27 protein-coding genes are annotated in these 24,476 nt (G+C 63.3%); 18 read left to right on the forward strand and 9 right to left on the reverse strand.

Features of this window, described 5'->3' with window-relative positions:
• Nucleotides 1–13: 13 nt before the first annotated feature.
• A complete protein-coding gene (locus LDN70_RS00625) occupies nucleotides 14–1,048 on the forward strand; it encodes an NAD-dependent epimerase/dehydratase family protein (RefSeq protein ID WP_223941404.1) in 1,035 nt (344 codons plus the stop codon).
• 2 nt (nucleotides 1,049–1,050) lie between these two features.
• On the opposite strand, the gene LDN70_RS00630 is transcribed toward LDN70_RS00625, so the two are convergent.
• Nucleotides 1,051–2,133: an FUSC family protein gene (locus LDN70_RS00630; RefSeq protein ID WP_223941405.1), complete on the reverse strand. Its 1,083-nt coding sequence runs from the start codon at nucleotides 2,131–2,133 to the stop codon at nucleotides 1,051–1,053.
• 183 nt (nucleotides 2,134–2,316) lie between these two features.
• Here LDN70_RS00630 and LDN70_RS00635 point away from each other — a divergent pair, with 183 nt between their 5' ends.
• From LDN70_RS00635 to LDN70_RS00645, 3 genes are read left to right on the forward strand one after another with little or no spacing between them, the layout of a single operon-like run.
• Entirely contained in the window at nucleotides 2,317–3,258 is a 942-nt protein-coding gene (locus LDN70_RS00635; protein ID WP_223941406.1) for a hypothetical protein, read from the forward strand.
• Nucleotides 3,255–3,686 (forward strand): phage holin family protein, encoded by a 432-nt coding sequence (locus tag LDN70_RS00640; RefSeq protein WP_142937200.1) that lies wholly within the window; start codon nucleotides 3,255–3,257, stop codon nucleotides 3,684–3,686. The genes LDN70_RS00635 and LDN70_RS00640 overlap by 4 nt, the downstream gene beginning before the upstream one ends.
• Nucleotides 3,683–4,279 carry a DUF3618 domain-containing protein gene (locus LDN70_RS00645; protein ID WP_142937199.1) on the forward strand — a complete coding sequence of 199 codons (597 nt, stop codon included), beginning with the start codon at nucleotides 3,683–3,685 and terminating at the stop codon, nucleotides 4,277–4,279. The genes LDN70_RS00640 and LDN70_RS00645 overlap by 4 nt, the downstream gene beginning before the upstream one ends.
• Before the next feature lie 79 nt (nucleotides 4,280–4,358).
• Here LDN70_RS00645 and LDN70_RS00650 read toward each other — a convergent pair whose 3' ends face one another.
• The 7 genes from LDN70_RS00650 to LDN70_RS00680 all read right to left on the reverse strand — a co-directional run bounded on the left by LDN70_RS00650 (nucleotide 4,359) and on the right by LDN70_RS00680 (nucleotide 9,353).
• Complete coding sequence (locus LDN70_RS00650; protein WP_142937198.1) at nucleotides 4,359–4,835, reverse strand: DUF8821 family protein; 477 nt, start codon at nucleotides 4,833–4,835, stop codon at nucleotides 4,359–4,361.
• Nucleotides 4,836–4,851: 16 nt separating this feature from the next.
• Complete coding sequence (locus LDN70_RS00655; RefSeq protein WP_142937197.1) at nucleotides 4,852–5,451, reverse strand: hypothetical protein; 600 nt, start codon at nucleotides 5,449–5,451, stop codon at nucleotides 4,852–4,854.
• Between the two features lie 71 nt (nucleotides 5,452–5,522).
• Nucleotides 5,523–6,158, reverse strand: a complete 636-nt coding sequence (locus LDN70_RS00660; protein WP_223941407.1) for a hypothetical protein — start codon at nucleotides 6,156–6,158, stop codon at nucleotides 5,523–5,525.
• Complete coding sequence (locus LDN70_RS00665) at nucleotides 6,145–6,780, reverse strand: hypothetical protein (protein ID WP_223941408.1); 636 nt, start codon at nucleotides 6,778–6,780, stop codon at nucleotides 6,145–6,147. The genes LDN70_RS00660 and LDN70_RS00665 overlap by 14 nt, the downstream gene beginning before the upstream one ends.
• Nucleotides 6,781–6,854: 74 nt before the next feature.
• Nucleotides 6,855–7,661 carry a hypothetical protein gene (locus LDN70_RS00670; protein ID WP_223941409.1) on the reverse strand — a complete coding sequence of 269 codons (807 nt, stop codon included), beginning with the start codon at nucleotides 7,659–7,661 and terminating at the stop codon, nucleotides 6,855–6,857.
• Nucleotides 7,658–8,638 carry a hypothetical protein gene (locus LDN70_RS00675; protein WP_166842693.1) on the reverse strand — a complete coding sequence of 327 codons (981 nt, stop codon included), beginning with the start codon at nucleotides 8,636–8,638 and terminating at the stop codon, nucleotides 7,658–7,660. Before LDN70_RS00675 ends, LDN70_RS00670 begins: the two co-directional genes overlap by 4 nt.
• Before the next feature lie 223 nt (nucleotides 8,639–8,861).
• Complete coding sequence (locus LDN70_RS00680) at nucleotides 8,862–9,353, reverse strand: inorganic diphosphatase (protein WP_039239147.1); 492 nt, start codon at nucleotides 9,351–9,353, stop codon at nucleotides 8,862–8,864.
• A gap of 147 nt (nucleotides 9,354–9,500) precedes the next feature.
• On the opposite strand from LDN70_RS00680, the gene dacB reads away from it, so the two are divergent.
• From dacB to LDN70_RS00705, 5 genes are all read left to right on the forward strand, one after another.
• A complete protein-coding gene (dacB, locus tag LDN70_RS00685; RefSeq protein ID WP_223942707.1) occupies nucleotides 9,501–10,946 on the forward strand; it encodes a D-alanyl-D-alanine carboxypeptidase/D-alanyl-D-alanine endopeptidase in 1,446 nt (481 codons plus the stop codon).
• 60 nt (nucleotides 10,947–11,006) lie between these two features.
• The gene (locus LDN70_RS00690) at nucleotides 11,007–12,128 is read left to right on the forward strand and encodes an Rv3626c family coenzyme F420 biosynthesis-associated protein (protein ID WP_142937192.1); all 1,122 of its coding nucleotides are present in this window, start codon (nucleotides 11,007–11,009) and stop codon (nucleotides 12,126–12,128) included.
• Nucleotides 12,129–12,241: 113 nt separating this feature from the next.
• On the forward strand, nucleotides 12,242–13,312 hold the full coding sequence (tilS, locus tag LDN70_RS00695) for a tRNA lysidine(34) synthetase TilS (protein WP_353618942.1): 1,071 nt from the start codon (nucleotides 12,242–12,244) through the stop codon (nucleotides 13,310–13,312).
• Nucleotides 13,313–13,343: 31 nt separating this feature from the next.
• A complete protein-coding gene (gene hpt / locus LDN70_RS00700; RefSeq protein WP_011772910.1) occupies nucleotides 13,344–13,895 on the forward strand; it encodes a hypoxanthine phosphoribosyltransferase in 552 nt (183 codons plus the stop codon).
• A 202-nt stretch (nucleotides 13,896–14,097) separates the two neighbouring features.
• On the forward strand, nucleotides 14,098–14,925 hold the full coding sequence (locus LDN70_RS00705; RefSeq protein ID WP_223941410.1) for a hypothetical protein: 828 nt from the start codon (nucleotides 14,098–14,100) through the stop codon (nucleotides 14,923–14,925).
• A 13-nt stretch (nucleotides 14,926–14,938) separates the two neighbouring features.
• Here the strand turns inward: LDN70_RS00705 and LDN70_RS00710 are convergent, their stop codons facing one another.
• Entirely contained in the window at nucleotides 14,939–15,916 is a 978-nt protein-coding gene (locus tag LDN70_RS00710; RefSeq protein WP_223941411.1) for a type IV toxin-antitoxin system AbiEi family antitoxin domain-containing protein, read from the reverse strand.
• Nucleotides 15,917–16,455: 539 nt separating this feature from the next.
• Here LDN70_RS00710 and ftsH point away from each other — a divergent pair.
• Genes ftsH through LDN70_RS00755 form a run of 9 tightly spaced genes read left to right on the forward strand, consistent with a single transcriptional unit; the run spans nucleotide 16,456 to nucleotide 24,472 of the window.
• A complete protein-coding gene (gene ftsH, locus LDN70_RS00715) occupies nucleotides 16,456–18,525 on the forward strand; it encodes an ATP-dependent zinc metalloprotease FtsH (protein WP_223941412.1) in 2,070 nt (689 codons plus the stop codon).
• 9 nt (nucleotides 18,526–18,534) lie between these two features.
• Nucleotides 18,535–19,170, forward strand: coding sequence for a GTP cyclohydrolase I FolE (gene folE / locus LDN70_RS00720; RefSeq protein ID WP_026005412.1), 636 nt, complete (start codon nucleotides 18,535–18,537; stop codon nucleotides 19,168–19,170).
• 5 nt (nucleotides 19,171–19,175) lie between these two features.
• Nucleotides 19,176–20,081: a dihydropteroate synthase gene (folP, locus tag LDN70_RS00725; RefSeq protein WP_166842696.1), complete on the forward strand. Its 906-nt coding sequence runs from the start codon at nucleotides 19,176–19,178 to the stop codon at nucleotides 20,079–20,081.
• Nucleotides 20,082–20,093: 12 nt separating this feature from the next.
• Nucleotides 20,094–20,453: a dihydroneopterin aldolase gene (folB, locus tag LDN70_RS00730; RefSeq protein WP_142937187.1), complete on the forward strand. Its 360-nt coding sequence runs from the start codon at nucleotides 20,094–20,096 to the stop codon at nucleotides 20,451–20,453.
• Nucleotides 20,450–20,995 carry a 2-amino-4-hydroxy-6-hydroxymethyldihydropteridine diphosphokinase gene (gene folK / locus LDN70_RS00735; protein ID WP_223941413.1) on the forward strand — a complete coding sequence of 182 codons (546 nt, stop codon included), beginning with the start codon at nucleotides 20,450–20,452 and terminating at the stop codon, nucleotides 20,993–20,995. Before folB ends, folK begins: the two co-directional genes overlap by 4 nt.
• Nucleotides 20,992–21,513 carry a DUF3180 domain-containing protein gene (locus tag LDN70_RS00740; protein WP_142937185.1) on the forward strand — a complete coding sequence of 174 codons (522 nt, stop codon included), beginning with the start codon at nucleotides 20,992–20,994 and terminating at the stop codon, nucleotides 21,511–21,513. Before folK ends, LDN70_RS00740 begins: the two co-directional genes overlap by 4 nt.
• Nucleotides 21,494–22,006, forward strand: coding sequence for a PH domain-containing protein (locus LDN70_RS00745; protein WP_166842697.1), 513 nt, complete (start codon nucleotides 21,494–21,496; stop codon nucleotides 22,004–22,006). Before LDN70_RS00740 ends, LDN70_RS00745 begins: the two co-directional genes overlap by 20 nt.
• The gene (locus LDN70_RS00750; protein ID WP_223941414.1) at nucleotides 22,003–23,571 is read left to right on the forward strand and encodes a PH domain-containing protein; all 1,569 of its coding nucleotides are present in this window, start codon (nucleotides 22,003–22,005) and stop codon (nucleotides 23,569–23,571) included. Before LDN70_RS00745 ends, LDN70_RS00750 begins: the two co-directional genes overlap by 4 nt.
• Complete coding sequence (locus LDN70_RS00755) at nucleotides 23,564–24,472, forward strand: Rossmann-like and DUF2520 domain-containing protein (protein ID WP_223941415.1); 909 nt, start codon at nucleotides 23,564–23,566, stop codon at nucleotides 24,470–24,472. Before LDN70_RS00750 ends, LDN70_RS00755 begins: the two co-directional genes overlap by 8 nt.
• Nucleotides 24,473–24,476 lie beyond the last annotated feature (4 nt).

The following is a 24,476-nucleotide window of genomic DNA, read 5'->3' on the forward strand; positions in this document are numbered from 1 at the left end:
GGAAGAAGCAGACATGCGTATTGTGATCATCGGTGCAACAGGACACGGCGGTACTGAACTGCTGAAACGGCTCCAGAGGGCACGTTCTGAAGAGGGCGCGGACTTGGAACTGGTGGGTGTGGTCCGGCGGCAACCTGATCAGGACGCCGCCCCGTATCGCGGAGTCGAGTGGCACACCCTGGACATCAGTGCCGCTGAGGATCAACCCGCCCTCGAAGCAGCGTTGGCAGGGGCCGATGCACTGGTTCATCTGGCGTGGCTGATCCAGCCGAACCACAACCGGGAGATGCTTCGCCGGACCAACGTAGCCGGGACAGCCCACGTGTTGGCCGCCGCCCGCAAGGCCGGAGTGGGACACGTGGTGTGCGCATCATCGGTGGGAGCGTACTCCCCGGCCCCCAAGGACCAACGAACCACGGAAGACTGGCCTGCCGGCGGGATCCGCAGCTCGCACTACAGCGTGGACAAGGCAGCGCAGGAAAGGCTTCTGGACAGTTTTGCCAAGGAAAACCCCGGCATTGTGGTGGCACGGCTCCGCCCGGCGCTGATGTTTAGTGCCGGTGCGGGGAGCGAGGTTGGCCGCTACTTCCTGGGACGGTTTCTGCCCCGGCTGGTTCCGCGTAAGCCTTGGTTGCCGTTCCTCGCCGTCCCCAAAGAGATGGTGTTCCAGGCAGTCCACACGGCAGACGTCGCCGATGCCTACTGGCGAGTGGTGGAGCGCAAAGCGCAAGGCGCATTCAACATTGCCGCCCAGCCAGTCATCGACCCCAACGCCTTGGCGTGGATTATGAACGCCCGGCGGGTGATGCAGTTCCCGCTGCCGGTGCTGCGCGCCGTCGTCGAGGTCAGTTGGCGACTCCGCCTGCAGGTGACCGACAGCGGCTGGGTGGACATGGCGGCCAGCGCACCAATCATGGACACCGCCCGGGCGCACGCTCTTCTGGGTTGGTCGCCCACGCATTCTTCGCTGGAGTCACTGGCAGAAATGCTGGATGGACTCGGCGCAGGAAAGGGGCGGGAGGCGTCTCCTCCGCTGAGGCCGCGGTAGCCCTATTCGGCAGACAGCACCACGGTCAGGATCCGGCGCAGGCTCATGGCCACGGACGCCGGCGCGTTGACGGGGGATTGGTCAGCGGCGGCCTCGGCCACGGCGTCGCTGAGTACGCCGATGCTGTCCTTCGCTTGCGCCAGACGGTTGGCCAACTCACCGTTTTCGGCGTCGCGCCAGTGATCGACCACCGCCGCCACGGACTCCAAAGCTTCCGAAAGGGGGCCCACGACGGCATCCGGGATGACCGTCCCTGCCCCCTCCTCCCAGATGGCGCTGGCCAGGACGTCGGTGATGTCCTGGACGTGGAAGGTAAGACGTTCCAGGGTGCGCAGACCGGCTAGATCGCTGGGCAGGCGGGTTGCACGACGGCGGGACCTGGGGTTCGCTTTGGCGCTCAGTTCAGCTTGATGCACCGCCGTCCGGACGCCGGCTGCCGTGAGTGAAAGTTCGTCGCTGCGGCTTGCCCAGGCCTCATGGTTTGGTGGCCAGGACTCTTCCATGGCCCGGGCCATGTCCTTGAGCTGGCGGGACAACGCGCCTTGGTGCCCCGCGATGGCGGGATCGATGTCATCCAGGTGAAGGGGCGGAAATATGAGCCAGTTCACCGCGAATCCAACGCTGACGCCCAGGGCCATCTGGAGGACATAGGCGAACGAGAATCCCTCCGCATTTGAATCACCCAGTACCAGCACGAACAGTGCGGCCATGGGAATCCACTCGGAAGCCGTGCCAAGCCGGGGAAGGCCGCCGATGAGAACGCCGAGTCCCACCACCACCGCGACGGCAAGGGCAGTAGGGGCGGCCACGGTGGTGATGGCGAAGGCCATGCCGATGCCCAGCACCAACCCAGCCAGGCTCTGTAGGCCATGTTTGGCGGAGTCGGCCACTGTGGGGTGCATGCTCACCAGGGCGCCCAGTGGTGCGTAGTACGGATATTCGGCGGCCGGTCCGGGCATAAACGGTGCGAGGTACCAGGCCAGTCCGGCTGCAACAGCCGTTTTGGCGGCAAACAAGAGGCGGTGGCGGGTCACGGTTTTTCGTAGCGCGGGAATCAGCCGTCGCCTGTTGGGCAATTGGCTCATCAAACCAACGTTGACAGGTCTGCCCTCCCGTGTCGAGCGAAAAGCGGCGAATGTGGGCCACGGCATCTTTTGCAGATTCAGGCGATTAGAACCGGGTCAGGCGGGTACACACCCATTGATAGTAACGATACTTACTATCCCGGCTGCTGTCCGCAGCCTGCCAACTGTGGAAAGAGAGCGATAATGACTGAGAGCAAATCGCCGCAGGACGGAAGCTTCGCGGCGCCAACCACCGGTGCCCATGTAGGCACCGAACCGTTCACGGGAAATTACTTGGACTCGGCCGATGGTGAGACCCAAACTGCAGGAACCACGGGAATCAGCGGAACCCCCACGGGTTCAGGTTCCGCCAGCTCAGGCAAGGTGGATACTGCCAAGGAAGAAGCTGCGGGAGTCGCAGGCGCCGTAGGTGAGGCTGCCGGCGGAGTCGTGGACACCGCCAAGACCGAGGCCGGTCACGTGGCTCACGAAGTCAAGGTCAACGCCCGCCAACTGCTGACGCAGACCAAGGGTGAGCTGGCCGATCAGGCTCAGGCCCAGCAGCAGCGTGTTGCAGAAGGTTTGCGGTCCATCTCCGACGAACTTTCCACCATGGCCAACTCGACTGAAAACGGTGGCGTAGCAACCGATCTGGTCCAGCAGGCGGCGCAGCGATCCTCCTCGATTGCCCAGTGGCTGGAAGGCCGGGATCCCGGCTCGCTGCTGGATGAAGTCAAGGGCTTCGCACGTCGCAAGCCGGGAGCCTTCCTCATGATCGCTGCGGGTGCTGGCATCCTTGCCGGCCGCCTGGGCCGGGGCATGGCAGGCAACGCCTCCGATGCGGCCTCCACAAGCGGCGTGCCAGCCACCACGGAGACGCCTCGCGCCGCGTACTACCCCACCCAGGGCTACCCCACCCAGGGGGGTGCGGTGACTCCGCCGGCAGTGGACCTCCCCGGACCGACGGCCACCACCGCCGGATACGGCTCGGCCACCACCACCGGCTACGACGCGGGAACCACCGGTGGCTACGACGGGTCCACGCTCCCTTACCCGGAGACCGAGGCTGGCGGCGTTAAGGCCCAAGGCGACCCGCTGGCAGGACCGCTCCATCCCGATGACCCCCAGTATGGAGGTCACCGATGAGCAGTCCCGCCGATCTACCTCCCACAGAAGCGCACATGAAGGCGGAGACCCTTCCCCTGGGTGAGCTCCTGAGCGACCTGACGCGTGATGTTTCAACGTTGATGCGGCAGGAAGTGGAGCTGGCCAAGGCGGAACTCAAGGAGTCCGCCACCAAGGCAGGCAAGGGCGCAGGGATGCTGGGTGGGGCTGCATACGCCGGCCACATCACCGTGCTGTTCCTGTCCATTGCCCTCTGGTGGGCTTTGGGCCAGCTTGTTGGCCTTGGATGGTCCGCCGTAATCGTCGCGGTCATCTGGGGAATCGTCGCAGCCGTTTTGGCTGCCAAGGGCCGCAAGGAACTCAACGCCATCAAAGGCATGCCCCAGACCGCTGAGACGGTCAAAGAAATACCCCCCGCTTTGAAACCGAACACTGAGGAGACACGATGACGCAGAACCCCGACGCCCTGCGCGCCGATATCGAAGAAACTCGCCGGCGGCTCAGTACCAACGTTGACGCCGTGGCTGACAAGGTCACGCCGTCGCACATCGTCAACCGCCGGGTGGACAAGATCAAAACCGCTGTGTTCGGCGCCCGCGATGACGTCAGTGATGCTGCCGGGAACGCTGCACACCGGGCCGGAGACGCTGTTTCCGGTGTGGCCAGCAATGTTTCCGGTGCAGTCTCGGACATCGGGGACGCCCCGCAGGTCATCACCCGCAAGGCACAGGGCAGCCCGATCGCGGCCGGCCTAATCGCTTTCGGCGCGGGCTTGCTGGTGTCCTCGTTGTTCCCGGCTTCGGAAAAGGAACGCGAAGCTGCCCAAGCGGTCAAGGACGCAGCTCAGCCCCTCACCGATGAGCTGAGTCACGCGGCCCAGGAAGTTGCCGAGCACCTGCGCGAGCCAGCACAGGATGCCATGCAGAACGTCAAGGACAGCGCCACGGAAGCCGCGGCCAACGTCAAGGACGAAGGCCAGGCAGCTGCCGCTGACGTGCAGGACCGCGCCGGCACCGCCAAGGACAACATCAGCAACCAGTAACCTCCCGCGCTGACCCAAGTGAGTCGCAGCAGAGCGCGTTTTGAGCCCTCAAAACGCGCTTAACTGCGACTCAGTTGGGTTATGCAGGGGTGGGTGGGTACTCACCCTTGATGACAAAGTAGGAACCCCGGATAGTCCCGGCAAGCTTTGACTTCTGCCGGGCAAACTTGAACTTCGCTTCCAACTCGGCAGGGACCTCCATCCCGTCGGCCAGCTTGAAACCAACCGCCCTTTTCCCGTCTTCAAGGCTGTACATCACGTTGATGGCCAGGCCTGATTCGTAAAAGACGTAGGCCATATGAAGGTCTTCAACCTGGAACGCAGTGGCTTCCAGGGGGCGGGACTCAATGACCAGGTCGCGTTCTTCGCGAAGGATCCGGCTGACGCGGTCCACCACGTCCGGAACCTCATTTGCCGGGCTCACCTCAAATACGTGGTTGTACTTATTGTGGAAGTAGCGGGCCTCATTGGCGCGCAACCCAGCTGCAGCCTCGGCTACCGGCGACGATTCCAAGCCGACTGTGGATACAGTCTTGAAATCAACGGTGTACGGCATGGGCCCTCCTGGTCAGTCAGCGAACTTCGAGAATCATCTGCAGCAAACGGGCTGCTGCGGGACGGGCGGCGTGTTCCTCTGCCCACTGTGCCCGCGCCAGCGCTTTGCTGACTGCTTGAGTGGTGATGCCGAGCTCCTGGGCAACGGCTCGCTGTTGACCCCGGACGCCCGGGGTGAGCAGATCCAACACCCGCCACTCCGCTGCACTCCGGTGCTGCACTATGTGCCCCAGGAGTCGCAGCACGGCTTCAGCCTCTGAAGCGAGGGCGGCAAGGGGGCCGTCCACTGCCACGGGAACACGTTCTTTGCCGTTGCGAAGACGGTCCACCGCCCTGCGGGCGTAAACGAGGCCATGTCCGGAGGCGTCTTTGACCAGGTTGGGCAAGGGCTCGTTAATGGGCCCCACCCCGATCCCCACGTACCACTGGCCCGTACGGAGCGCGATCAGGGCCGTCTCCACGGCTTGATGGCTGCACTCCACGATGCCTTGGACCTCGTCTTCAACCGAGCGGTCAAAGTCGAGCCGCGCAGGAATGTGCCGCAGGTCCTTGAGCAATTGCGGCACAAGATCGCCGTCGTGGCGACTGTCGCGTTGGTTGATGGTGAGAGTGAACATAGTGGATCACATGCTACCGGCTGGTAGTCGGTCTGCAAGGGCCAAATTTGCCCATGGTTGAGTGAATCCGCTCAGTCAAGCGCCGTGCGGCGCGTCAGTACGACGGCGGGCAGCGCACCTGCCGCCGCCCGCGCGGCGTCGGGTATTCCGGCGTCCTGCATGGCCCCTTGGATGACTAGGACCAAAGGGGCGGGGTGGTTGTTGGAGGCAAAGACCCAGAAGGTGCCGCGGGCCTGGAAAACCACCGCAAACTGGCCTCCGGCGCCCAGAGAAACCTTGCTGCGTGCCACGAGTCTGTGATCGGGGTCGGTGCCATCGATGGTGGTGACAGCTTTGATGCTGCCGGGCACCACGTCATTCCAGCGGAGCACCAAAGTGGTGTGTTTCTGCGAGTACTTGGCCACCACCCCGGCATCAAACACCAAGAGTTTGCGGAAACTCCCCAGGAAGGTCATGGACCACAGCAGCAGGCCGGTCAGGATGCTCGTCAACGCAAAGAAGGCGGGATCGTTGAAGTGTCCGGCCTCCCGAGTGGAGCGGATGGGACTGATGAACTCAGCCACCGTTCCGAAGACGAAACCCACAACAAGGCAGGGGAGTAGGACCTTCCAGAAGATCTTGCGCGAGGAGGCTACATAGCGGAGCCGCCCCAGTTCAGGGCCGAGCCTGCGCTCAACCCGGCGAACCAGCCAGTTACGGCCGTGCATCCGGGCGCTGGCCGTAAAGGTTGGGCAGGTTCTGCCGCTCTGCAGCAGCCGCCTGCTCTGCCGCCGCTACCTTGGGGTCCGGGATGGGCTGCTGGCCTTGCGCGATTCCCGAGCGCCGGTCCATGGCTGCAAACTTCGGGTCCCAGGTGTCATCTCCGCCGCCGCTGATGGCGGAGGCAATGAGCATCACCACGAAGAACGGGAAGAAAGACCAGCAGACGGCGCGCCAACCGCCCAACCAGGCTCCCGCCGTCGTGCCGTTCTTGATGCGCACAGAGCGCATACCGCCCGCGGCGTCGCCTACGCTGCCCACGGATCCCCAGATCATGCCGTATATGAAAAGCCCAACAAACCACAGGACCACGTAGAGCGTCAGCCACAAACCGTCGTTGTATCCCAAGGCCGAGCCGCTGTTCATCATGGCCTCCCGGATCACGACGGCGATCACGGCCAGGACCGCGTAGCCCACCAGGAACACCACGGCATCCAACACACGGCCCCAGAAGTGCGCAGTGCCGCTGGCCTTGACGAAGTACGCGCCGGTGTCCGTGTGGCGGCGGACAGGGCGTCCGGTCAGCGGATCCACCAAGCCGGTGGAAGTTGAGGGTTTAGGAGTGCTCATGAGGGGCTTTCAGCTCGACGGCGGGATGCGGCTTTGGACGGCACGTTTTGGAGCGGAACGTCAGGACCGGAACGTCAGGCCAGCCCGGCCAGTCCGCCCAGGACGCGGGCCAAGGAAGGGGCGGAAGTTTCCTGCAACTCGAAGGTCACGGCTCCGCCCTGCTCCGGCAGATCGGATTCCGGCGCGCCCTCCACACGAGGAGTCAGCACGTGGACGCCGGACGGGCCGGTATACACAGTGACGGTGGGGAAATCGTTGGTGTCGGAGTTGAATGCCACCACGTTGCTTGCGGCTTGGGTGTCAGCCAAGGCTGTGGCTGCGTGGGCCTCGAATTGGGCCTCCGTGTAGAGGGCAGGGTCCGAGTCGCGCGCGGCAGCCTTTTCCGGGTCCACGAATTCAGCCAGGCGCGGTACCAGTTGTTCGCGGGTGATCACCGTGAAGCCGTGCAGTCCGCTCTCGTCCACTTCCTCCAGCAGTACGCCGTCGTCGTGGAGGTAGCTGTAGAGCCAACGCTTGCCGGTGGAGACGGTGCGCTCCACGGATACGATGCTGCTTCCGCTGCGGCGGAGGGTGAGTGCGCCCGTGATTTCCTCGGTGGCGTGCAGCCGCGAGGGTTCAGTTTCGCCCTCGAAGACCACCGGGTACACGAGTTCCTTGGCCAGCAGGCCGCGCAGGGCAATAGCGCACATGAGCTCCTTGCTGGCGTCCTGGGCCGAAAGCCACGGCAGGGCCACCAGCTGTTCGTGCTGAACGCCGTCCAGTGCCACAATCTCTTCATCGGTCAGTGTGGGCAATGGCGCTCCGATTGCACTGGCCGAAGCCAGGACCTTCGCTGCGGCCTCAATGTCCCGCTGGGTCCATTTCATGGTGCTGGTGGTCATCCGAATATCCCTCCGACAAAGTTTCCGACTGACTTGGCGGCGTCACTGACCCCGTCTGCCACCTTACTGCCTACGTCCTTCGCGAAGCCCGCCACCTCCTTGGCGCCGTCGGCAATGTAGCTGCCCGGGTTGCGGGCGAAGTTGCTGATGGAGTCCCAGTTGTCGGCCACGAGGTTGCCCAAAGCCCAGGCTCCGGCAACAATGCCGGCGCCGATCACGATCGGAGCACCGATCGGGCCCAGCAGGGCTGCGCCACCGGCCGTCATGAGCATGATGCTGCCAACGCCACCCACGACGGACAGTCCGCCGGCCACGCGATCGCCGGTCCCGCGCCAACCGTCGTGCTGGGGGTTGATCATGTCGCTGATGCCGCCAACGATGTTCAGCGGTGCCGCCAGCGCTCCGGCTATCCGGAGGCCTTTGGAGAACTTGCTGGCGTCCTGGAATGCCTGGCTGTAGGGGATGCTGGCCCTGGCGTCGTTGAGGACGTCGGTGACTTTCTCACCGTTGCGCAGCGCGGTCATGGCGTCCCGGATGACGGTCCCGCCTGCCCGCCAGTTGGTCAGGACTTCGCGGGTCTTCACCCATTCGGCGTTGCCAAGCTTGAGGTATTTGTACGCCGTCCACAGCGGGGCGGCCAGTCCTTTGACGCCCATTGCTGTGTCATAGACGTCCTTGAGAACACCCACCGAGGTGCCGGAGCCGTCATTGTGGCTGGCGAATTCCTGCTGGTTGGCGTGCTTCTTCAGCTGGCTCGCGTTCTCACGGAGCATGTTGGCGGCCTTGACCAGGCTCTGCCGGTGCTGGGAGTTCCAATCACCCTTGAACACGGTGGCATCGCGGCCTTGCCATGCCGTGGTGGAGTTGATCGCGTTGGACAACTGTGTGCTTTGCAGGCTGATGGCGTCGGCAGCTTTGCCCATCACGCCTGCCAGACTGCGAAGCTGCGCTATGTCCGCGCCATAGAACCCAGCCATGTGGAACCCCCTGTAAACAAGCATCGAAAAGTCTCGTCCCAGCCTAAAGGGACCTGCGAGCTGCCGCGATGGGGAGACATGCCCATGTGCATAAAAAAGAACGACGGCGGCCGGTGCGGTTCGCAGGGAACCGCACCAACCGCCGTCGGGACCCAACTGAGTCGCATTAATGCGCGTTTTGACCGCTCAAAACGCGCTTAACTGCGACTCGGTTGGGGAAGAATCAGTGTCCGGCAGCCGGGACGTAGCGCTTGATGGAAGCTTCCAGCTCGGCTTCGGCAGCGGCACGGTCGCCCCAGCCTTCAGCCTTGACCCACTTGCCCGGCTCAAGGTCCTTGTAGCGGGTGAAGAAGTGCTCGATTTCCTTGATCAGGAATTCGCTGACGTCGCTGACTTCCTGGATGTGGTCGAAACGTGCGTCCACGGGAACGCAGAGGACCTTGGCATCTCCGCCGCCGTCGTCGGTCATGTTGAACACGCCGATGGGGCGGGACTCAACAATGACGCCCGGGTGGAGATCGAAGTCCTGCAGGAGCACCAATGCGTCCAACGGGTCGCCGTCTTCGCCCAGGGTGTTCTCGAAGAAACCGTAGTGCGTGGGGTACTGCATGGAGGTGAACAGGACGCGGTCCAGGCGGACACGGCCGGTTTCGTGGTCAACTTCGTACTTGACGCGCGATCCCTTGGGGATCTCGATGGTCACGTCGTGCTTCATGGAATGCTCCTTGACGGGTGTGGGTGGGGCGCGGCAGGCAAAAGCACGGCCGGCGCCGCCGACTACTATTGAGGATATAGCGAGAGGCCCGGGTTTCTTGAACCGGCGGGGACATTTCAGGACTGACAGGACCAAGCAACTTCCATGATGGGCGTGAAAAACGGGGGTGCCCGCAAGCGGGGTACGCCGGTGTGGGGGCGCTTTGCATGGCCGCTGCTACTGACCACAGTTTTGTTATGCCTTGGCGCCGTAGTGGTGGTGGGGATGTTTCCGGGCCTGATCACTGTCCCGAAGCCCATGCCTGCAGTTCCCGCCTGGCATAAGGTGCCGGACCGTCTATCCGACGTCAACAGTGTGCTTCCCTTGGATGCGAAGGCTCCTATTCCTGTGCCTGCCCAGGTGGCAAAACTCCTCAACGCCACGCTCACACCGGATGGTGCCGGCAGCATCAGCGGCGTGGTGATGGACGCCTCCACGGGCCAAGTCCTTTTTGATCGCGACGCCAACGCCAACCGCATCCCGGCCTCGAACATGAAGCTGCTGACCGCCGTCGCCGCGCTAACGGCGCTGGGCCCAGAGTCCCGGTTCACCACCCGCGTGCTCGCATCCGACAATCCCTCAACAGTGGTGCTGACCGGGGGAGGGGATGTGCTGCTGGGTTCCGGCGCCTCCGAACCCTCAGCCGTTCTTGGCCGTGCCGACCTGGCATCGTTGGCTGCGGACACGGCCGCCGCTCTGGCTTCGGCCGGTGTGAACGGACCGATTACCGTACAAGTTGACGACTCACTCTTCAGCGGCGCGCCCCTTAATCCCGCCTGGAGCCTGGACGACGTCGCTGCCGGCGAAACCGCGCCCCTGTTTTCCTTGGCGTTGAACTCCGGCCGCTATAACCCTGAGGTTTTGACCGGTCCCCGACCCCAGGATTCCGCCATCACCACCGCCCAGGCGTTCGCCGATCAGTTGGCGGCCGCGGGCGTCCCGGTGAGTCCCGGCGTAGAACGCGGCAAAGGCCTCCCCGCCAAGGTGTTGGCTGCTGCTGAGTCGGCCACCGTCAGCGAGCAAGTGGACCTCATGCTCGAGTCTTCGGACAACTTCCTCGCCGAAGCGTTGGGGCGCATGACCGCTTTGGCGTCCGGCCAGGCAGGGACGTACGACGGCGCCACTGCAGCCGTGCGGCAAAGGCTGGGGGAGCTGGGGATCGCCACGGATTCGATGCAGTTGGCTGACGTTTCCGGCCTGGCCTTGGAGAATCAGGTCACCGCCCACCAGTTTGCCGAGGTTGTCCGTGCCATCACCAGCGGACCTGACCCTGCCCTACGGACAGCGCTCGATGGGTTTCCGGTAGCCGGACTTACCGGAACCCTGGATAACAGGTATGTGGACGCCGGCACGTCCGAGGGCGCCGGGCTGGTACGCGCTAAGACCGGGACGTTGAATACCGTGCTCGCATTGAGCGGTTACGTTGTGGACGCTGATGGCCGGCTGCTGGTGTTTTCGTTCATCGGCAATGGGCTGGATCCCGGAGCCGCGGGCAACAAGGTGGCCTTGGACCGCTCTGCGTCGGTGCTTGCCGCGTGCGGCTGCCAAGGCTGAATCCTCAGCGCGGAGCGAACTTAAGGCTCACTGTCAGAGACGTGTGGTGTGATGGACCGTATGGTGTCATCTGCCCGCGATTCGTCAGCAGGGGCCCCGGCCCTGATCAATTGGGACCTGGCCGCCTCTACGGCTGCCCGGCTTGCCCCTCCAGGTCCGGAGCTTAGCGCCGGGGAAATCGGCAAGGCCGTGGATAATCTGCGCTTCAACGCGGATATCTCCGTCCCGCACGTGCACGACATCACCGGCTTGGATGCCGCGAAGGACCTGCGCGATTCGCACGTCCTGGTGGTGGACAGGGCCTCATGGTCCAAGGCCAACACGCAAAGTTTCTCAGTGATGCTCCAGCCCGCCCTGGAGAAGATGCTGGAGAGCCGCAGCGGGGTGGCAATGACCCCGGCTGCGACTGCTGCCAGCGGCGCCATCACTGGCACTCAACTCGGTGCCGTGCTGGCGTTCCTCTCCAGTAAAGTCCTCGGCCAGTACGACCCTTTTGCTGCGCTGGCCCCGGATTCGAATGTTCCCCCGGGCGGCCGACTCTTGCTGGTGGCGCCCAACATCATCTCCGTGGAGCGCGAACTCAACGTCCACCCGGACGACTTCCGTCTCTGGGTATGCCTGCATGAACAGACCCACCGGGTCCAGTTCGCGGCTGCGCCTTGGCTCCGGCACCACATGCTGGATGAGATCGAGAAGCTCAGCGGCAATCTTCTGGGCAACATGGATACGTTGGTTGAACGCGCCGGCGCTGTGGCCAAGTCACTGCGCGACCGTAACCCTTCCGAGAAGACGCCAGGCCGTGGCGCCATCCTGGATCTCCTCCAGAACCCGGAGGAAAAGGCGTCCCTCTCCCACATCACGGCTGTCATGAGCTTGCTCGAAGGTCACGCCAACGTGGTGATGGATGCCGTGGATTCGAGCATCGTCCCCTCCGTGAGGACCATCCGCCAGCGCTTCAACGAACGGGGCAAGGACCGCGGCGTGGTGGAGAAGTTCATCCGCAACCTCCTCGGCCTGGACGCCAAGATGCGCCAGTACACCGATGGCGCCAAGTTCGTCCGCGAAGTAGTTGCCGTGGCCGGCATGGAGGGCTTCAACCGGGTGTGGGAGTCCGCCGAGTACCTCCCCACCGAAGAAGAGATCCACAACTCCAAGCTGTGGCTTGAGCGGATGGGACTTTGAGCGTTCCTGTTGGTTCTGGTGGTACCGCCAGCGGGTCCGCTGTGGGCGCTGTAGCCAAGGGTCGACGTCGGCCCGGGCGTTTGGCGCCTGTCGTCGGCAAGGCGCGGAAGCAATTGCAGAACGCCCTGTCCTCCGCCGGCTATCCCTCACGTGTGCTTGTAGCCTGCAGTGGAGGCCCGGATTCATTGGCTTTGGCAGCAGTTGCCGCCTACTTTGCCAGGCGGGGCCATGTAGACGGGCATCCAGTGTCCGTGGCGGGCGTAGTGGTGGATCATCAACTGCAGGCCGGCTCCGCGGAGGTGGCTGCCCGTACCGCTACTGTGCTGCGCGAGCTGGGGCTTTCTCCGGTCGAAGTGCGGACCGTGGAAGTCGCCGCCACTGGTTTTGGACCGGAAGCCGCAGCCCGGGACGCCCGGCATGCTGCGTTGGAGTCTGCCGCATCCCGGCTGGACTGTGATGCGATCCTGCTGGGTCACACCTTGGACGATCAGGCCGAACAGGTACTTCTGGGCTTGGCCCGTGGGTCCGGAACACGATCCCTCGCTGGCATGAGGCCCGCACGGGGACGCCTGCTCCGGCCCTTCTTGGGTCTCCGCCGTGAGGAGACGCTGGAAATTTGCCGGGTGGAGGAGCTCTCCCCCTGGCACGACCCCAGTAATTCCGATCCCGCCTTTGCCCGCTCCAGGACGCGTGTTGAAGTGATGCCGGTTCTGGAAGAGAAACTCGGCCCGGGTGTTGCAGAATCGCTGGCCCGGACCGCGGCAATCCTGCAGCAGGACGCGGACTTTCTTGAAGAGCTGGCCAACGAGACCTATCTCTCACTTGTGCAGCGCGTGGACGACGGCGCGTGGTTGCCTGAAGACGCCGTACGTGAGCTGCCCGCAGCGCTCAGGTTCCGTGTGATCGCGAAGGCGGCGGCCGACGCCGGCGGTCAACAACCCGGCTACGGGCGCCTCCAAGCTGCGGAAGCGCTGCTTCGCAGGCAAGGCTCGGCAGGGCCCGTGGAGCTGCCCGGCCACGTCCGTGTGTACCGCCTGTCCCTCAGCGATCTGGAGCAGGAAGGACCTGTTTCCGCGGGTGCTTTGTCCGCGTTCTCGGCGGGCGCTGCGGCTGATGGCGTTCCCCGACTAGCCCCCCGCTGTGGGAAGCTAGTATTCCGGCATCAGAAATCGTCCCAACAGTAGCCGCACCCGAGCATCAAAACAGGAGCCATTGGTGGATTCAAACGACGTCCAGGCAGATCTCAAGCACGTTCTTTACACCAAAGAGCAGATCCAAACGCGTATCGCGGAGCTCGCGGCGCAGATCGACAAAGACTACGAAGGCCGCGACATCCTTATTGTCGGTGTCCTCAAGGGTGCTGTCATGGTCATGGCTGACCTCGCACGTGCGCTGCACAGCCACGTCAGCATGGACTGGATGGCTGTCTCGTCCTACGGTTCGGGCACCCAGTCCTCCGGTGTAGTCCGGATTCTCAAGGACCTTGACACCGACCTGATGGGCAAGGACGTGCTCATTGTTGAGGACATCATTGACTCCGGCCTGACCTTGTCCTGGCTCAAGTCCAACCTTGAATCCCGTGGCACGGCCAGCGTCGAGATCTGCACAGCTTTCCGCAAGCCGACCGCCGCCAAGGTGGAAATCGACGTGAAGTACGTTGGCTACGACATCCCCAACGAATTCGTCGTAGGTTACGGCCTCGACTACGCCGAGAAGTACCGCAACCTGGACTTCGTGGGCACCCTGGCCCCGCACGTTTACGAGTAAGCCCTTCCGCTTAGCCCGTTAGCCCTGTTTGTCCTGTTTGTCCCGCCGCACCCTTTCCCGCCGTCTGCACCCGTAACCTCTGGTGCGTTTGGCGGGTGTGGGTGCGGCGTTGGCGCTTAAGGGGTGCGCCCGGCGGGCGCGGGTGCGGTCATAGGGGACCCGAAGCCTGACGCCGCAACGGCTCCTCGCGCTAAACTGGACCATGATTGGTGCTCCCGCCCGTCTCTTGACGTGGCTCGCCGTCATGGCGACTCTTCTCACGGCCTGCACTCCTGCGGTCGATCTCACTGAGACCGATGCCGGACAGCCCATCGCGTCCTCTTCCGCCATGCCGACTACGGGTGACCTCCAGGCGGTCCCGTCAACGGGCGCCACACAGACCCCTGTGGCACCGCAACCCGCACCGCCGCCACCGCCGCCCGCTGTTCCTCAGGCTTTCGCTTTGAACCTCTACCAAGAGGGGGACTTTGTCCCGCAGTACACCTTTGACTGGTGTGTTGCGGCGAGCATCCAAATGGCACACAACCTCGTCGATGACACCGGCGGCGGAACGTGGGCAACCTCCGCACAGCAAAGCGAGCTGTGGGAGATGGCCCGTGCACGGTCATCGAATTCATTCAACGGGGCCAACCCGCGGGGCTGGGCTCAGGTCTTGACCGAGGTTGGAATGGGCCCACATGCGGTGGTCAGCATTGCCACCTACGAGGACACGCTGCAGACGGCGGCGCGTGCAATAGCCGAAACCGGGCGGCCTGTAGGGCTCGTCATGTGGAGCGGTCGGCATGCCTGGGTAATGAGTGGCTTTGAGTCCATGGGTGATCCCACGCAATTCGCGGAGTTCCAAGTGACGGGGATTCGTGTCTTGGATCCGCTCTATCCCCATGGCAGTGGGCAGTGGGGCCCTTCTCCGGAGCCCAATAGTCTGCTTACTCCGGAGCAGCTTGCCACACAGTTCGTGGTCCGTGAGCCCCGGCGCTGGAGCTCAGACCTGCCCACTGGTTACTTGCTGGTGCTCCCGGTCGCGGCCTGATTCAACCGGACTCTCAGGCCGCCCGCAGGGAGCGCAGGCCGCCGTCGTTCAGAATGCGTGCGAATGCTCGCGGGTTCATCATCTCGGACCAGTCCCAGCGAACCACAGTGAGGCCTAATGCCCGCAGCCCATTTTCGCGGGCCTTCTCTGCCATGATTGCCTGCTGGATGGTCTGGTTTCCCCGTAACTTGTGTCTCAAATATTTTCCGTGCCCATCGAATTCCCCCACAAGACCGAGTCCAGGCCACCAGAAATCGGTTCTGGCGGTTCGCCCGTTCCCCAACGTAAAAGAGCCCTGAAGGCTAGGCATGGGGAAGTTGAGCAAGATCATTTGGGCTCGACTCATGGATTCCCCCACCGATTCGGGCTTTTCCGAGGAGAGATCCAGAATCGATTGGGCACGTCGCTGCCTTGAGACGCTGGTGAGAGCGGAGACAGCTTCAACCAGTTCGTCCACTGGCGCCGGCGGACCCCATGCCTTGTCCTTGTTCCAATCGTCGGCCGTAAAGGCGTCGCCCCACCTTTGGTTTCGGCGGCTGGAGTCCACGAGGGCCAAGGCTTCGGCAAAGTTCAGGGCAGCTGCCAGCTCCACTGTGGTGCGGACCTTGTCTGTGACTTTGAAGCCGCCCAGTTGGGTTACCCCAGTGTCGAGAGGTCCCAGGCTTCTCCTAATTCCGTGCTTTGACCTGCCACCCCGGGGGTCGCCTGTGACGGTGCATAAGCTCCGCGGCACTCCCACTACGCCGAGGCCCCAGAGGAGCGCTGCCGTCTGCAAGTTGAAGAGGGGCGCCGTATTGGTCGTATCGACCAGCGCAGCGGCTTGGAGGCCGTGCCGCTGACGCTCGTTCAATTCCGCCCAATAGGCAGCGCGAATATAGGCTCCGCGTCGAATCCGAACGAGCTCGCCACGTTTGGCCTGCTTCGCGAGCTGGCGCGCGTCCTGTCCAATGCGTGTCGCATCTGAAGCAAGTATGAGTTCCGGAATGAGCATAGGTTCCACGCTTCCTGTTCTTCTGCGAAGGCGAAAGCACCCGTCCGAGGTATGTGGAAAGCCGAGCTATGTGGAAAACGGCATCGAGACCACTCGGACGAGACCCAAAATGGCGCACACCAACGGGGCCCAGTTGTTCGCAAGCTCCTCCCAAGCCGGCACCCTCTTCCGCCGGGCGCGCCTGTTCTTCAACAAGTGCGCACCCTTTTCCGCCGTTCGCTCCAGAGGTTACGGGTGCGGATGGCGTGAACGGGTGCGCGGGCGGTGGGGGTGGTGGGAGCCGGATGCGGAAGGGGTGCGGATGGCGTGAACGAGTACGCAGCAAGGCGACGCCGCACCCGCACCCAACGAGAGTGCATAACCCCTGTTCCAGCGCACCCAACGCGAGTATCCTGTGTACGCCCAGAGGGAACTTTTGGACTTTCCGATGCGTGAGTTACTGGGAACGGTGTATAGCTAGAAACTGAAGCAGCACCACTCGCGCGCAGAAGTTGCGCCTCGCAGCACTACCAGGAGGGACGGGGCAAAACCCCGATCAGATGAAAGCTAAGAGTTTCTTCAAGGGCCCGGGCATCTGGATTGTTGTCGTCGTTGGCTTGCTCCTGGTGGCATTCGCAACGCTGGCTCCGGGCGGTTCCACGCGCATTGACACCAAGGAAGGCCTCGAACTCCTTTCCCAAAGCGGGAAGGTTGAGCAGGCCAAGATTTTCGACGCCGAGAACCGCGTTGACCTGGTGCTCAAGGACAACCTGAACCTGGACGGCCAAGATAAGGGCAAGAACGTTCAGTTCTTCTACGTCACAGATCGCGGTCCGGATGTGGTTAAGGCTGTCACCAACGCCAACCCGGACAAGGGCTTCACGGACCAACCGGTGGAGAATAACTGGTTCTCCGGCCTGTTCTCCCTGCTCATTCCGGTGCTGCTGCTGGGTGTCCTGTTCTGGTTCCTGCTTTCCCGCATGCAGGGCGGCGGCTCCAAGGTGATGCAGTTCGGCAAGTCCAAGGCCAAGTTGGTCAATAAGGACATGCCGCAGGTGACCTTCGCTGACGTCGCGGGTGCGGACGAAGCCGTGGAAGAGCTCCAGGAAATCAAGGAGTTCCTCCAGGAACCGGCCAAGTTCCAGGCTGTGGGTGCAAAGATTCCCAAGGGTGTGCTGCTCTACGGCCCTCCGGGTACTGGTAAGACGCTGCTGGCCCGCGCTGTAGCTGGCGAGGCCGGCGTTCCCTTCTTCTCCATCTCCGGCTCGGACTTCGTTGAAATGTTCGTCGGCGTTGGTGCTTCGCGTGTTCGCGACCTTTTTGAACAGGCCAAAGCGAGTTCCCCGGCCATCATCTTCGTTGACGAAATCGACGCCGTTGGACGTCACCGTGGTGCCGGCATTGGCGGCGGCAACGATGAGCGCGAGCAGACCTTGAACCAGCTCCTCGTTGAGATGGACGGCTTCGATGTCAAGACCAACGTCATCCTTATCGCTGCCACCAACCGCCCCGACGTCCTGGACCCTGCGCTGCTGCGCCCGGGCCGTTTCGATCGGCAGATCACCGTGGAAGCTCCGGACATGATCGGCCGCGAACAGATCCTCAACGTCCACGCCAAGGGCAAGCCCATGGCCCAGGGCATCGACCTGAAGGCCGTTGCCAAGAAGACACCTGGCTACACCGGCGCCGATCTTGCCAACGTGCTGAACGAGGCTGCCCTGCTGACGGCGCGTTCAAACGCCAACCTGATTGACGACCGCGCGCTGGACGAGGCAATCGACCGCGTCATGGCGGGCCCGCAGAAGCGCAGCCGGGTCATGAAGGAACTAGAGCGCAAGATCACTGCGTACCACGAAGGCGGCCACGCTCTTGTTGCTGCCGCACTGCGTAACTCCGCTCCGGTCACCAAGATCACCATCCTTCCCCGTGGCCGTGCTCTCGGGTACACCATGGTGATACCTGAGGATGACAAGTACTCGGTCACCCGCAACGAGTTGCTGGACCAGATGGCCTACGCCATGGGCGGCCGTGTCGCTGAGGAAATCGTGTTCCACGACCCCTCAACAGGTGCATCCAACGACATCGAAAAGGCCACCGCCACGGCCCGGAAGATGGTCACCCAGTACGGTATGAGCGAACGCGTGGGTGCCGTGAAGCTGGGCCAGGGCGGCGGTGAGCCGTTCCTGGGCCGCGACGCGGCACAAGAGCGTAACTTCTCCGACCAGATCGCCTATGTTGTGGACGAGGAAGTGCGTCGCTTGATCGACCAGGCACACGACGAGGCTTACGCCATCCTCACGGAGAACCGCGACGTCCTGGACCGGTTGGCCTTGGAGTTGCTGGAGCGCGAAACCCTGAACCAGCAGGAAATCGCTGACATCTTCCACGACATCCGGAAGCGCGATTTCCGCGAGATCTGGCTGTCCAAGGAGTCCCGTCCGGTGCAGTCGATTCCTCCGGTGGAGAGCCGCGCCGAGAAGGCTGAACGCGAAGCCCAGGAAGAGGCCAAGCAGGCCCGATTGGATGAGCCTTTGGACGTCGTGGCACCGCATGCCCAGGGAGTCAGCAGCCAGGAGTCGTTCCAGGCCCCGCAGCCCGACGGCGGCAACGACCACCCGCATCACGGCTAAGCTTCTGCTGTGACTCATTTCGACGACGACGACGACCTCGCCGCCGCCCACGGTTCCGCCGCGGGCTCCAAGCACGGACACAAAGTGGACCGTCCGCGCATTGAAGCGGCTGTCCGTGAGATCCTGCTGGCTATTGGTGAAGACCCTGACCGCGGAGGACTCCTGGACACGCCTAAGCGCGTAGCCAAGGCTTACGCCGAGGTCTTCGCAGGCCTGCACCAGCACCCTGCGGATGTCCTTTCCACCACGTTTGACCTGGACCATGAAGAGCTTGTCCTGGTGAAGGACATTCCCTTCTACTCCACGTGCGAGCATCACTTGGTGCCGTTCCACGGAGTGGCACATGTTGGTTACATTCCGTCACATGACGGCAAAGTGACCGGCCTGAGCAAGTTGGCACGACTGGTGGATATTTATGCACGGCGGCCCCAGGTGCAGGAACGCCTCACCACCCAGATCGTCGAAGCGCTGGTGAAGCACCTCAACCCGCGCGGCGCGATTGTCGTCGTCGAATGTGAACACATGTGCATGTCCATGCGCGGCATTCGCAAGCCCGGCGCGAAGACCGTCACCAGTGCGGTGCGCGGTCAACTCCATGACCCGGCCACCCGCGCCGAGGCCATGAGCCTCATACTCGGAAGGTAAGCACTATGGACTCCCTCGCTGCAGCACCCGGAACCGGCCCGGCCACAAGCCCTCTGCCGATTCTCCGCAAACCGCGACCCGCGGCCAGGTTCGAGGACCTGCCAACGGACCGCACGCTCGTTATGGGAATCCTCAACGTCACCCCGGATTCCTTCAGCGACGGCGGTACTCACCGGACGCCGGACACTGCCATCGCACTCGGCCTGCGCATGTTTTATGCAGGTGCCGACATCATCGACGTCGGTGGCGAATCCACCCGCTCGGGTGCTGAACCGGTTTCCCCTGAAGAAGAACAGCGCCGCGTCATTCCCGTGATCCAGGCGCTGGTCAAGGCCGGTGCGCTGGTCAGCATTGACACCATGCACACGTCCACCGCGGCTGCTGCCATTGAGGCGGGTGCGGCCATCATCAATGATGTCTCCGGCTTGACCATTGAACCGGACATGCCCGAGCTCGTGGCCCGGACCAAGGTTCCGTACATCCTGACGCACCGCCGGGGCGACGCCCTGACCATGGACAGCCTCACGGACTACAAGAACGTGACGGAGGACGTGGTGGCTGAGCTCAGCGGCGTCCGCGACAAGCTGTACGCCGCGGGTGTTGCGCCGGAGCAGATCATCATCGATCCCGGCGTCGGTTTCTCCAAGAATGAGGACCAAAACTGGGAGATCCTGAAGAACCTGGACCAGCTTTTCTCGCTGGGTCACAAGGTGATGGTGGCTGCTTCCCGTAAGCGGTTCCTCGGTTCGCTTCTCACAGTGGCGGGTAAGTCCGCTGCACCCTTGGAACGCGATGCGGCTACCGCTGCCATCACTGCTTTGAGCGCCACGAAGGGTGCTTGGGCTGTCCGGGTTCACGACGTCGGCCCGAGCCTTGACGCCGTCAAGGTCGCCGCCCGCATTTCCCGCTGATTGGATACCGCTGTGGACAGGATCACGCTGACCGGCGTCACCGCCGTCGGTTATCACGGGGTGTTCGATTTCGAACGCCGTGACGGCCAGCCTTTTGTGGTGGACGCCGTGCTGTACACGGACTTCACCAAGGCAGCTGAGACGGATGATCTGCAGTACACAGCCCACTACGGCGAAGTGGCTGAGCTGATTACCAAGCACATTGAGGGCGAGCCTTTGAACCTCATAGAGGGCCTGGCTGTGAGGATTGCCGAGGGCATCCTCGAGAACTACAGTGTTGCCGCCGTTGATGTCACAGTTCACAAGCCCAAGGCGCCCATCGAGGTACCGTTCGGCGACGTTACTGTTAGCGTCCACCGGGAGCGATCATGACGTCCGGCTATACCAAGGCCGTCCTGGCCCTTGGCAGCAACCTGGGGGAGCGTAACGACACCTTGTCCACTGCCGTCGCGGATCTGGTGGACCCGCCGGAGGTGCGCTTGTTGGGTGTCTCGCCGGTGGTGCAGACAAAGGCCGTCGGTGGTCCGGAGGGCCAGCCTGATTTCCTGAACATGGTCATGGCGGTGGAGACCACGCTGACACCCCTGGAACTCTTGAAGCACTGCCATGCAGTGGAACAGAAGCATCACCGTACCCGCGAGGTGCGATGGGGTCCCAGGACCCTGGATGTGGACGTGATCGTATTCGGTGACGTCGCCAGCGAGGACCCCGTTCTGACGATTCCGCATCCGCGGGCAGCGGAGCGCGCTTTCGTGCTGTACCCGTGGTCCCTGCTGGATCCGCACGCCACACTGAATGGCAGGAGCGTGGCTGAACTGGCCGCCGTCGCCGCCGACATGCCGGACATTCGGCGCTTCGACGGTTTTGGTGACGTAGCCGGTGTGCCAGCCGCCGGAGCAGTGGAGCAGCCATGAAAGCAATGCGCCCCGTGGTTCTGATGCTCATCGCTGTGATCGCTGCGGTGATTGGTTGGTTGGCTACGGTGGCTACCAACCGTTTCAGCATGCCAACCCCTGTGCTGCCCGTTTCCGCGCTCATCACCATGGCGGTCATCGCCGGGCTGACGCTGGTCATGGGTATCAGAGTATTGCGTTGGCGCAACGGTAAGAAGAAAAACCTGCTTGATCCGATCCTCGCGGCCAGGACGCTGATTCTGGCTCAAGCCTGCGCCTACGCGGGGACTCTGCTCTTGGGTTGGCATGCGGGAATCGCCACGGACCTTCTCCGTATTGGTGGCTTGCGTGGCGGCGAGGGAATTCTGTGGAATGCCCTTTTGATGGGCGGCGGCGGCGTAGTGATGGTTGTGGTTGGTCTGGTGGTGGAGCGGTTCTGCCGCATCCCGCCGGAGGACCTGGAAGGTGGGACCGCCGGACCGGAAACCCGTCGAGGCGAAACTAAAGGTGAAGGCGAGTATGCATACCGAGGCGATTGATCCTCCCGGCGTCCAGTGGCTGCGGGTATCCCCAAAGTACGTCACCGTTCGCTTAGTGGAGTGGGCTATCGGCAACGTTGTGATGCTGGTAATCCTCAGCCTGCCTCTCGTTTTCGTGTTGCTCGGCTGGTGGCGGTGGCCGCCTCTGTGGCTGGCGATCACGGTTCCCGCAGTGGTGCTGGTGTTGGCCTTGTGGAGGCTGGTGCTGATTCCGCGCCAAGTTCGCGCAATCGGGTACGCCGAGCGCGACGATGACCTTCTTATCCGCCGCGGTATTTTTTTCCAGCGAACCATGGTTGTCCCTTACGGCCGGATGCAATATGTGGACGTTGCGGTTGGGCCCGTTGAACGCAGCCTGGGGTTGTGCACGCTCAAACTTCACACGGCCTCTGCGGGAACCAATGCGCAGTTGCCTGGGCTTCCGGCAGTAGAAGGGGCACGCTTGCGCGAGCAGCTTTCGGCTCGCGGAGAAGCCAGGTTGGCCGGGCTGTGAGCCTGGAAAACAACGCCACTGAGAGCCTGCCGGGCAAGCCGGAACCAACGGTCGACGGCGACTGGAACCGCGTCCACCCTGCGTCACCGTTCGTTCGCGGCTGGGTGGCGCTTGCCGCCGTCGGGTTCTTCTTTGGTCGTGACGCTTTCGAGCGAACGCTGCAGGGCCGGGATTTCGTGGATCCGAACCTCAGCGGCCGGGCGCCGTGGCTGTTGGCCGGGGGCGCCGTAGTGTTGCTGTTGACGGTTGGCGGGTTCATTCTTAGCTGGTACTTCACGCGCTACCAAGTGGCGGAGGGGTATGTCCGTGTCAACACCGGCTTCCTGTTCAAGCAGCAACGGCAGGCCCGTTTGGATCGCGTTCAGGCGATCGACATTGTGCAGCCGCTTTTGGCGCGGATCTTCGGGCTCGCTGAACTGAAGTTTGAAGTGGCCGACGCCGGTGAGTCGGCCGTGCGGCTCGCTTACCTCCCGCTGGACCAAGCTAAGCAGCTGCGTGCCACCATTCTTGCGCGGGCGGCGGGTGTAGTCAGCGGACCGGAAACCCCAGCGGAAGTCCCGGAAGCTCCGGAGCATGTTGTGTTGTCGGTGCCGCCGTCCCGGCTTATTGGTTCCCTGCTGCTCAGCGAGCAGACTGTCGGCATTTTGCTTGGGGCCGCAGTTGTTGTCACAACGTCTGTGTTGTTTGACAACAACGCTATTTTCCTGGCGCTCATCCCCGGCATCCTGGGTATCGCTGCGTCTTACTGGAGCTCCTTCAACAAGGGCTACAACTTCACCGCCGCGATTTCCCCGGACGGCATCCGCCTCCGGTATGGGCTTCTTGATACGCAGGCGCAGACTCTTCCGCCCGGGCGGATCCAGGCGCTCATGGTGGCGCAGCCGCCCCTGTGGAGAATCTTCGGCTGGTACCGGATTCACGTCAACGTGGCGGGTTACGGCCTGGCGGCCAGTACTGATGGCGCCCGAACAATGTTGCTTCCCGTCGGACTGAAGCCGGAGGTGTTGCGGATGATGTCTTTGGTGTTGCCTGATCCTGGAGTTGAGGATCCGGAACGGGTTTTCACCGCGGGACTTGATGGGCTTGGGCCGGTTCAACCCAACACCGCCACGAGTGACGGCTTCACCACCACTCCCCGCCGCGCAAGGTTGTTGGCCCCGCTTGGCTGGCGGCGCAACGGTTTCCTTGCCACCAAGACTGCGTTGCTGATCCGTTCCGGCCGCTGGTGGCACACGCTTGTGGTGGTTCCGCATCAACGGACACAATCCATGGCACTGCACCAGGGCCCGTGGGCGAGGCGATTCGGCGTGGCCGATCTTGTCCTCCACACTACGGCAGGGCCGGTTTCCCCGCGGGTGTTCCAAGCCGACGTGGAGCAGGCAGTTGAGCTGTTCGATCAGCAGGCTGCCCGGGCCCGGGAGGCACGGAAGCGGCAAACCAGCGAACAATGGCTGGCGCAGGTGGCACCGCAAGCCCCGGAGCTCGCAGCCACACTAACGGAACAACCCGCCCAGCCCGCACCACCCCAGACTTCACCGCAACAGGAGGACCGCCACGATGGCTAGGCCAGGACGACTCGGTGTCGGGATCATCGGCGCCGGCAAGGTGGGTGCCGTGTTGGGTGCCGCTTTGCGCGCGGCCGAGCACGCCGTCGTCGGGGTTTCTGCCGTGTCCGAGGCGAGCCGCGAGCGTGCGGAGAACCTGCTTCCCGGCGTTCCGGTCCTGGAAATCCAGGACATCGTGGAACGCTCGGAGCTAGTTTTGCTGGCCGTCCCGGACGATGCCCTCGGCGAATTGGTGGCGGGGTTGGCCAAGCTCGGTGCCTGGCAGCCCGGGCAACTGGTGGCGCATACGTCGGGCCGGTTCGGCGTCGGAATCCTCAACCCGGTCCGGGCAGCGGGTGCGATTCCGCTGGCGCTGCACCCGGCCATGACCTTCACCGGCATGAGCCTGGACCTAACCCGTCTCATGGATTGCACGTTTGGTGTCACGGCGGATGCTGCCATGCTGCCGATCGCCCAGGCACTGGTGGTGGAGATGGGCGCGGAACCCGTGGCCATTGCTGAGGCCGATCGCACGCTCTATCACGCGTCACTCGCGCATAGCTCGAATCATATGGTCACGCTGGTGGCGCAGGCATCGCAAATGCTGCGGGAGATCGGCGTCGAAACCCCGGAGGCCATGCTTGGTCCGCTGCTGCGTGCAACTCTCGAGAACGCCCTCGCGTCCGGCGAATCTGCGCTGACCGGTCCTGTTGCGCGAGGGGATGTGGGTACCGTTTCCGCGCACGCCCAGGCATTGAAAGAGTACGACGGCGGTGCAGGCGGCGACGTCCTTGAGGCCTACCGGGCCATGGCCCGGGCGACTGCGCGCAGGGCGGGAAACCGTGGGCTGCTGCGTCCCGAACAACTGATTGAGATTGACGAGGCCTTGGGCGCCGAACCCAAGGCACCGGAAGGAAACTGAACAG

Origin of the sequence: Arthrobacter sp. StoSoilB22 (genome assembly GCF_019977315.1) — a bacterium.
GTDB lineage: Bacteria > Actinomycetota > Actinomycetes > Actinomycetales > Micrococcaceae > Arthrobacter.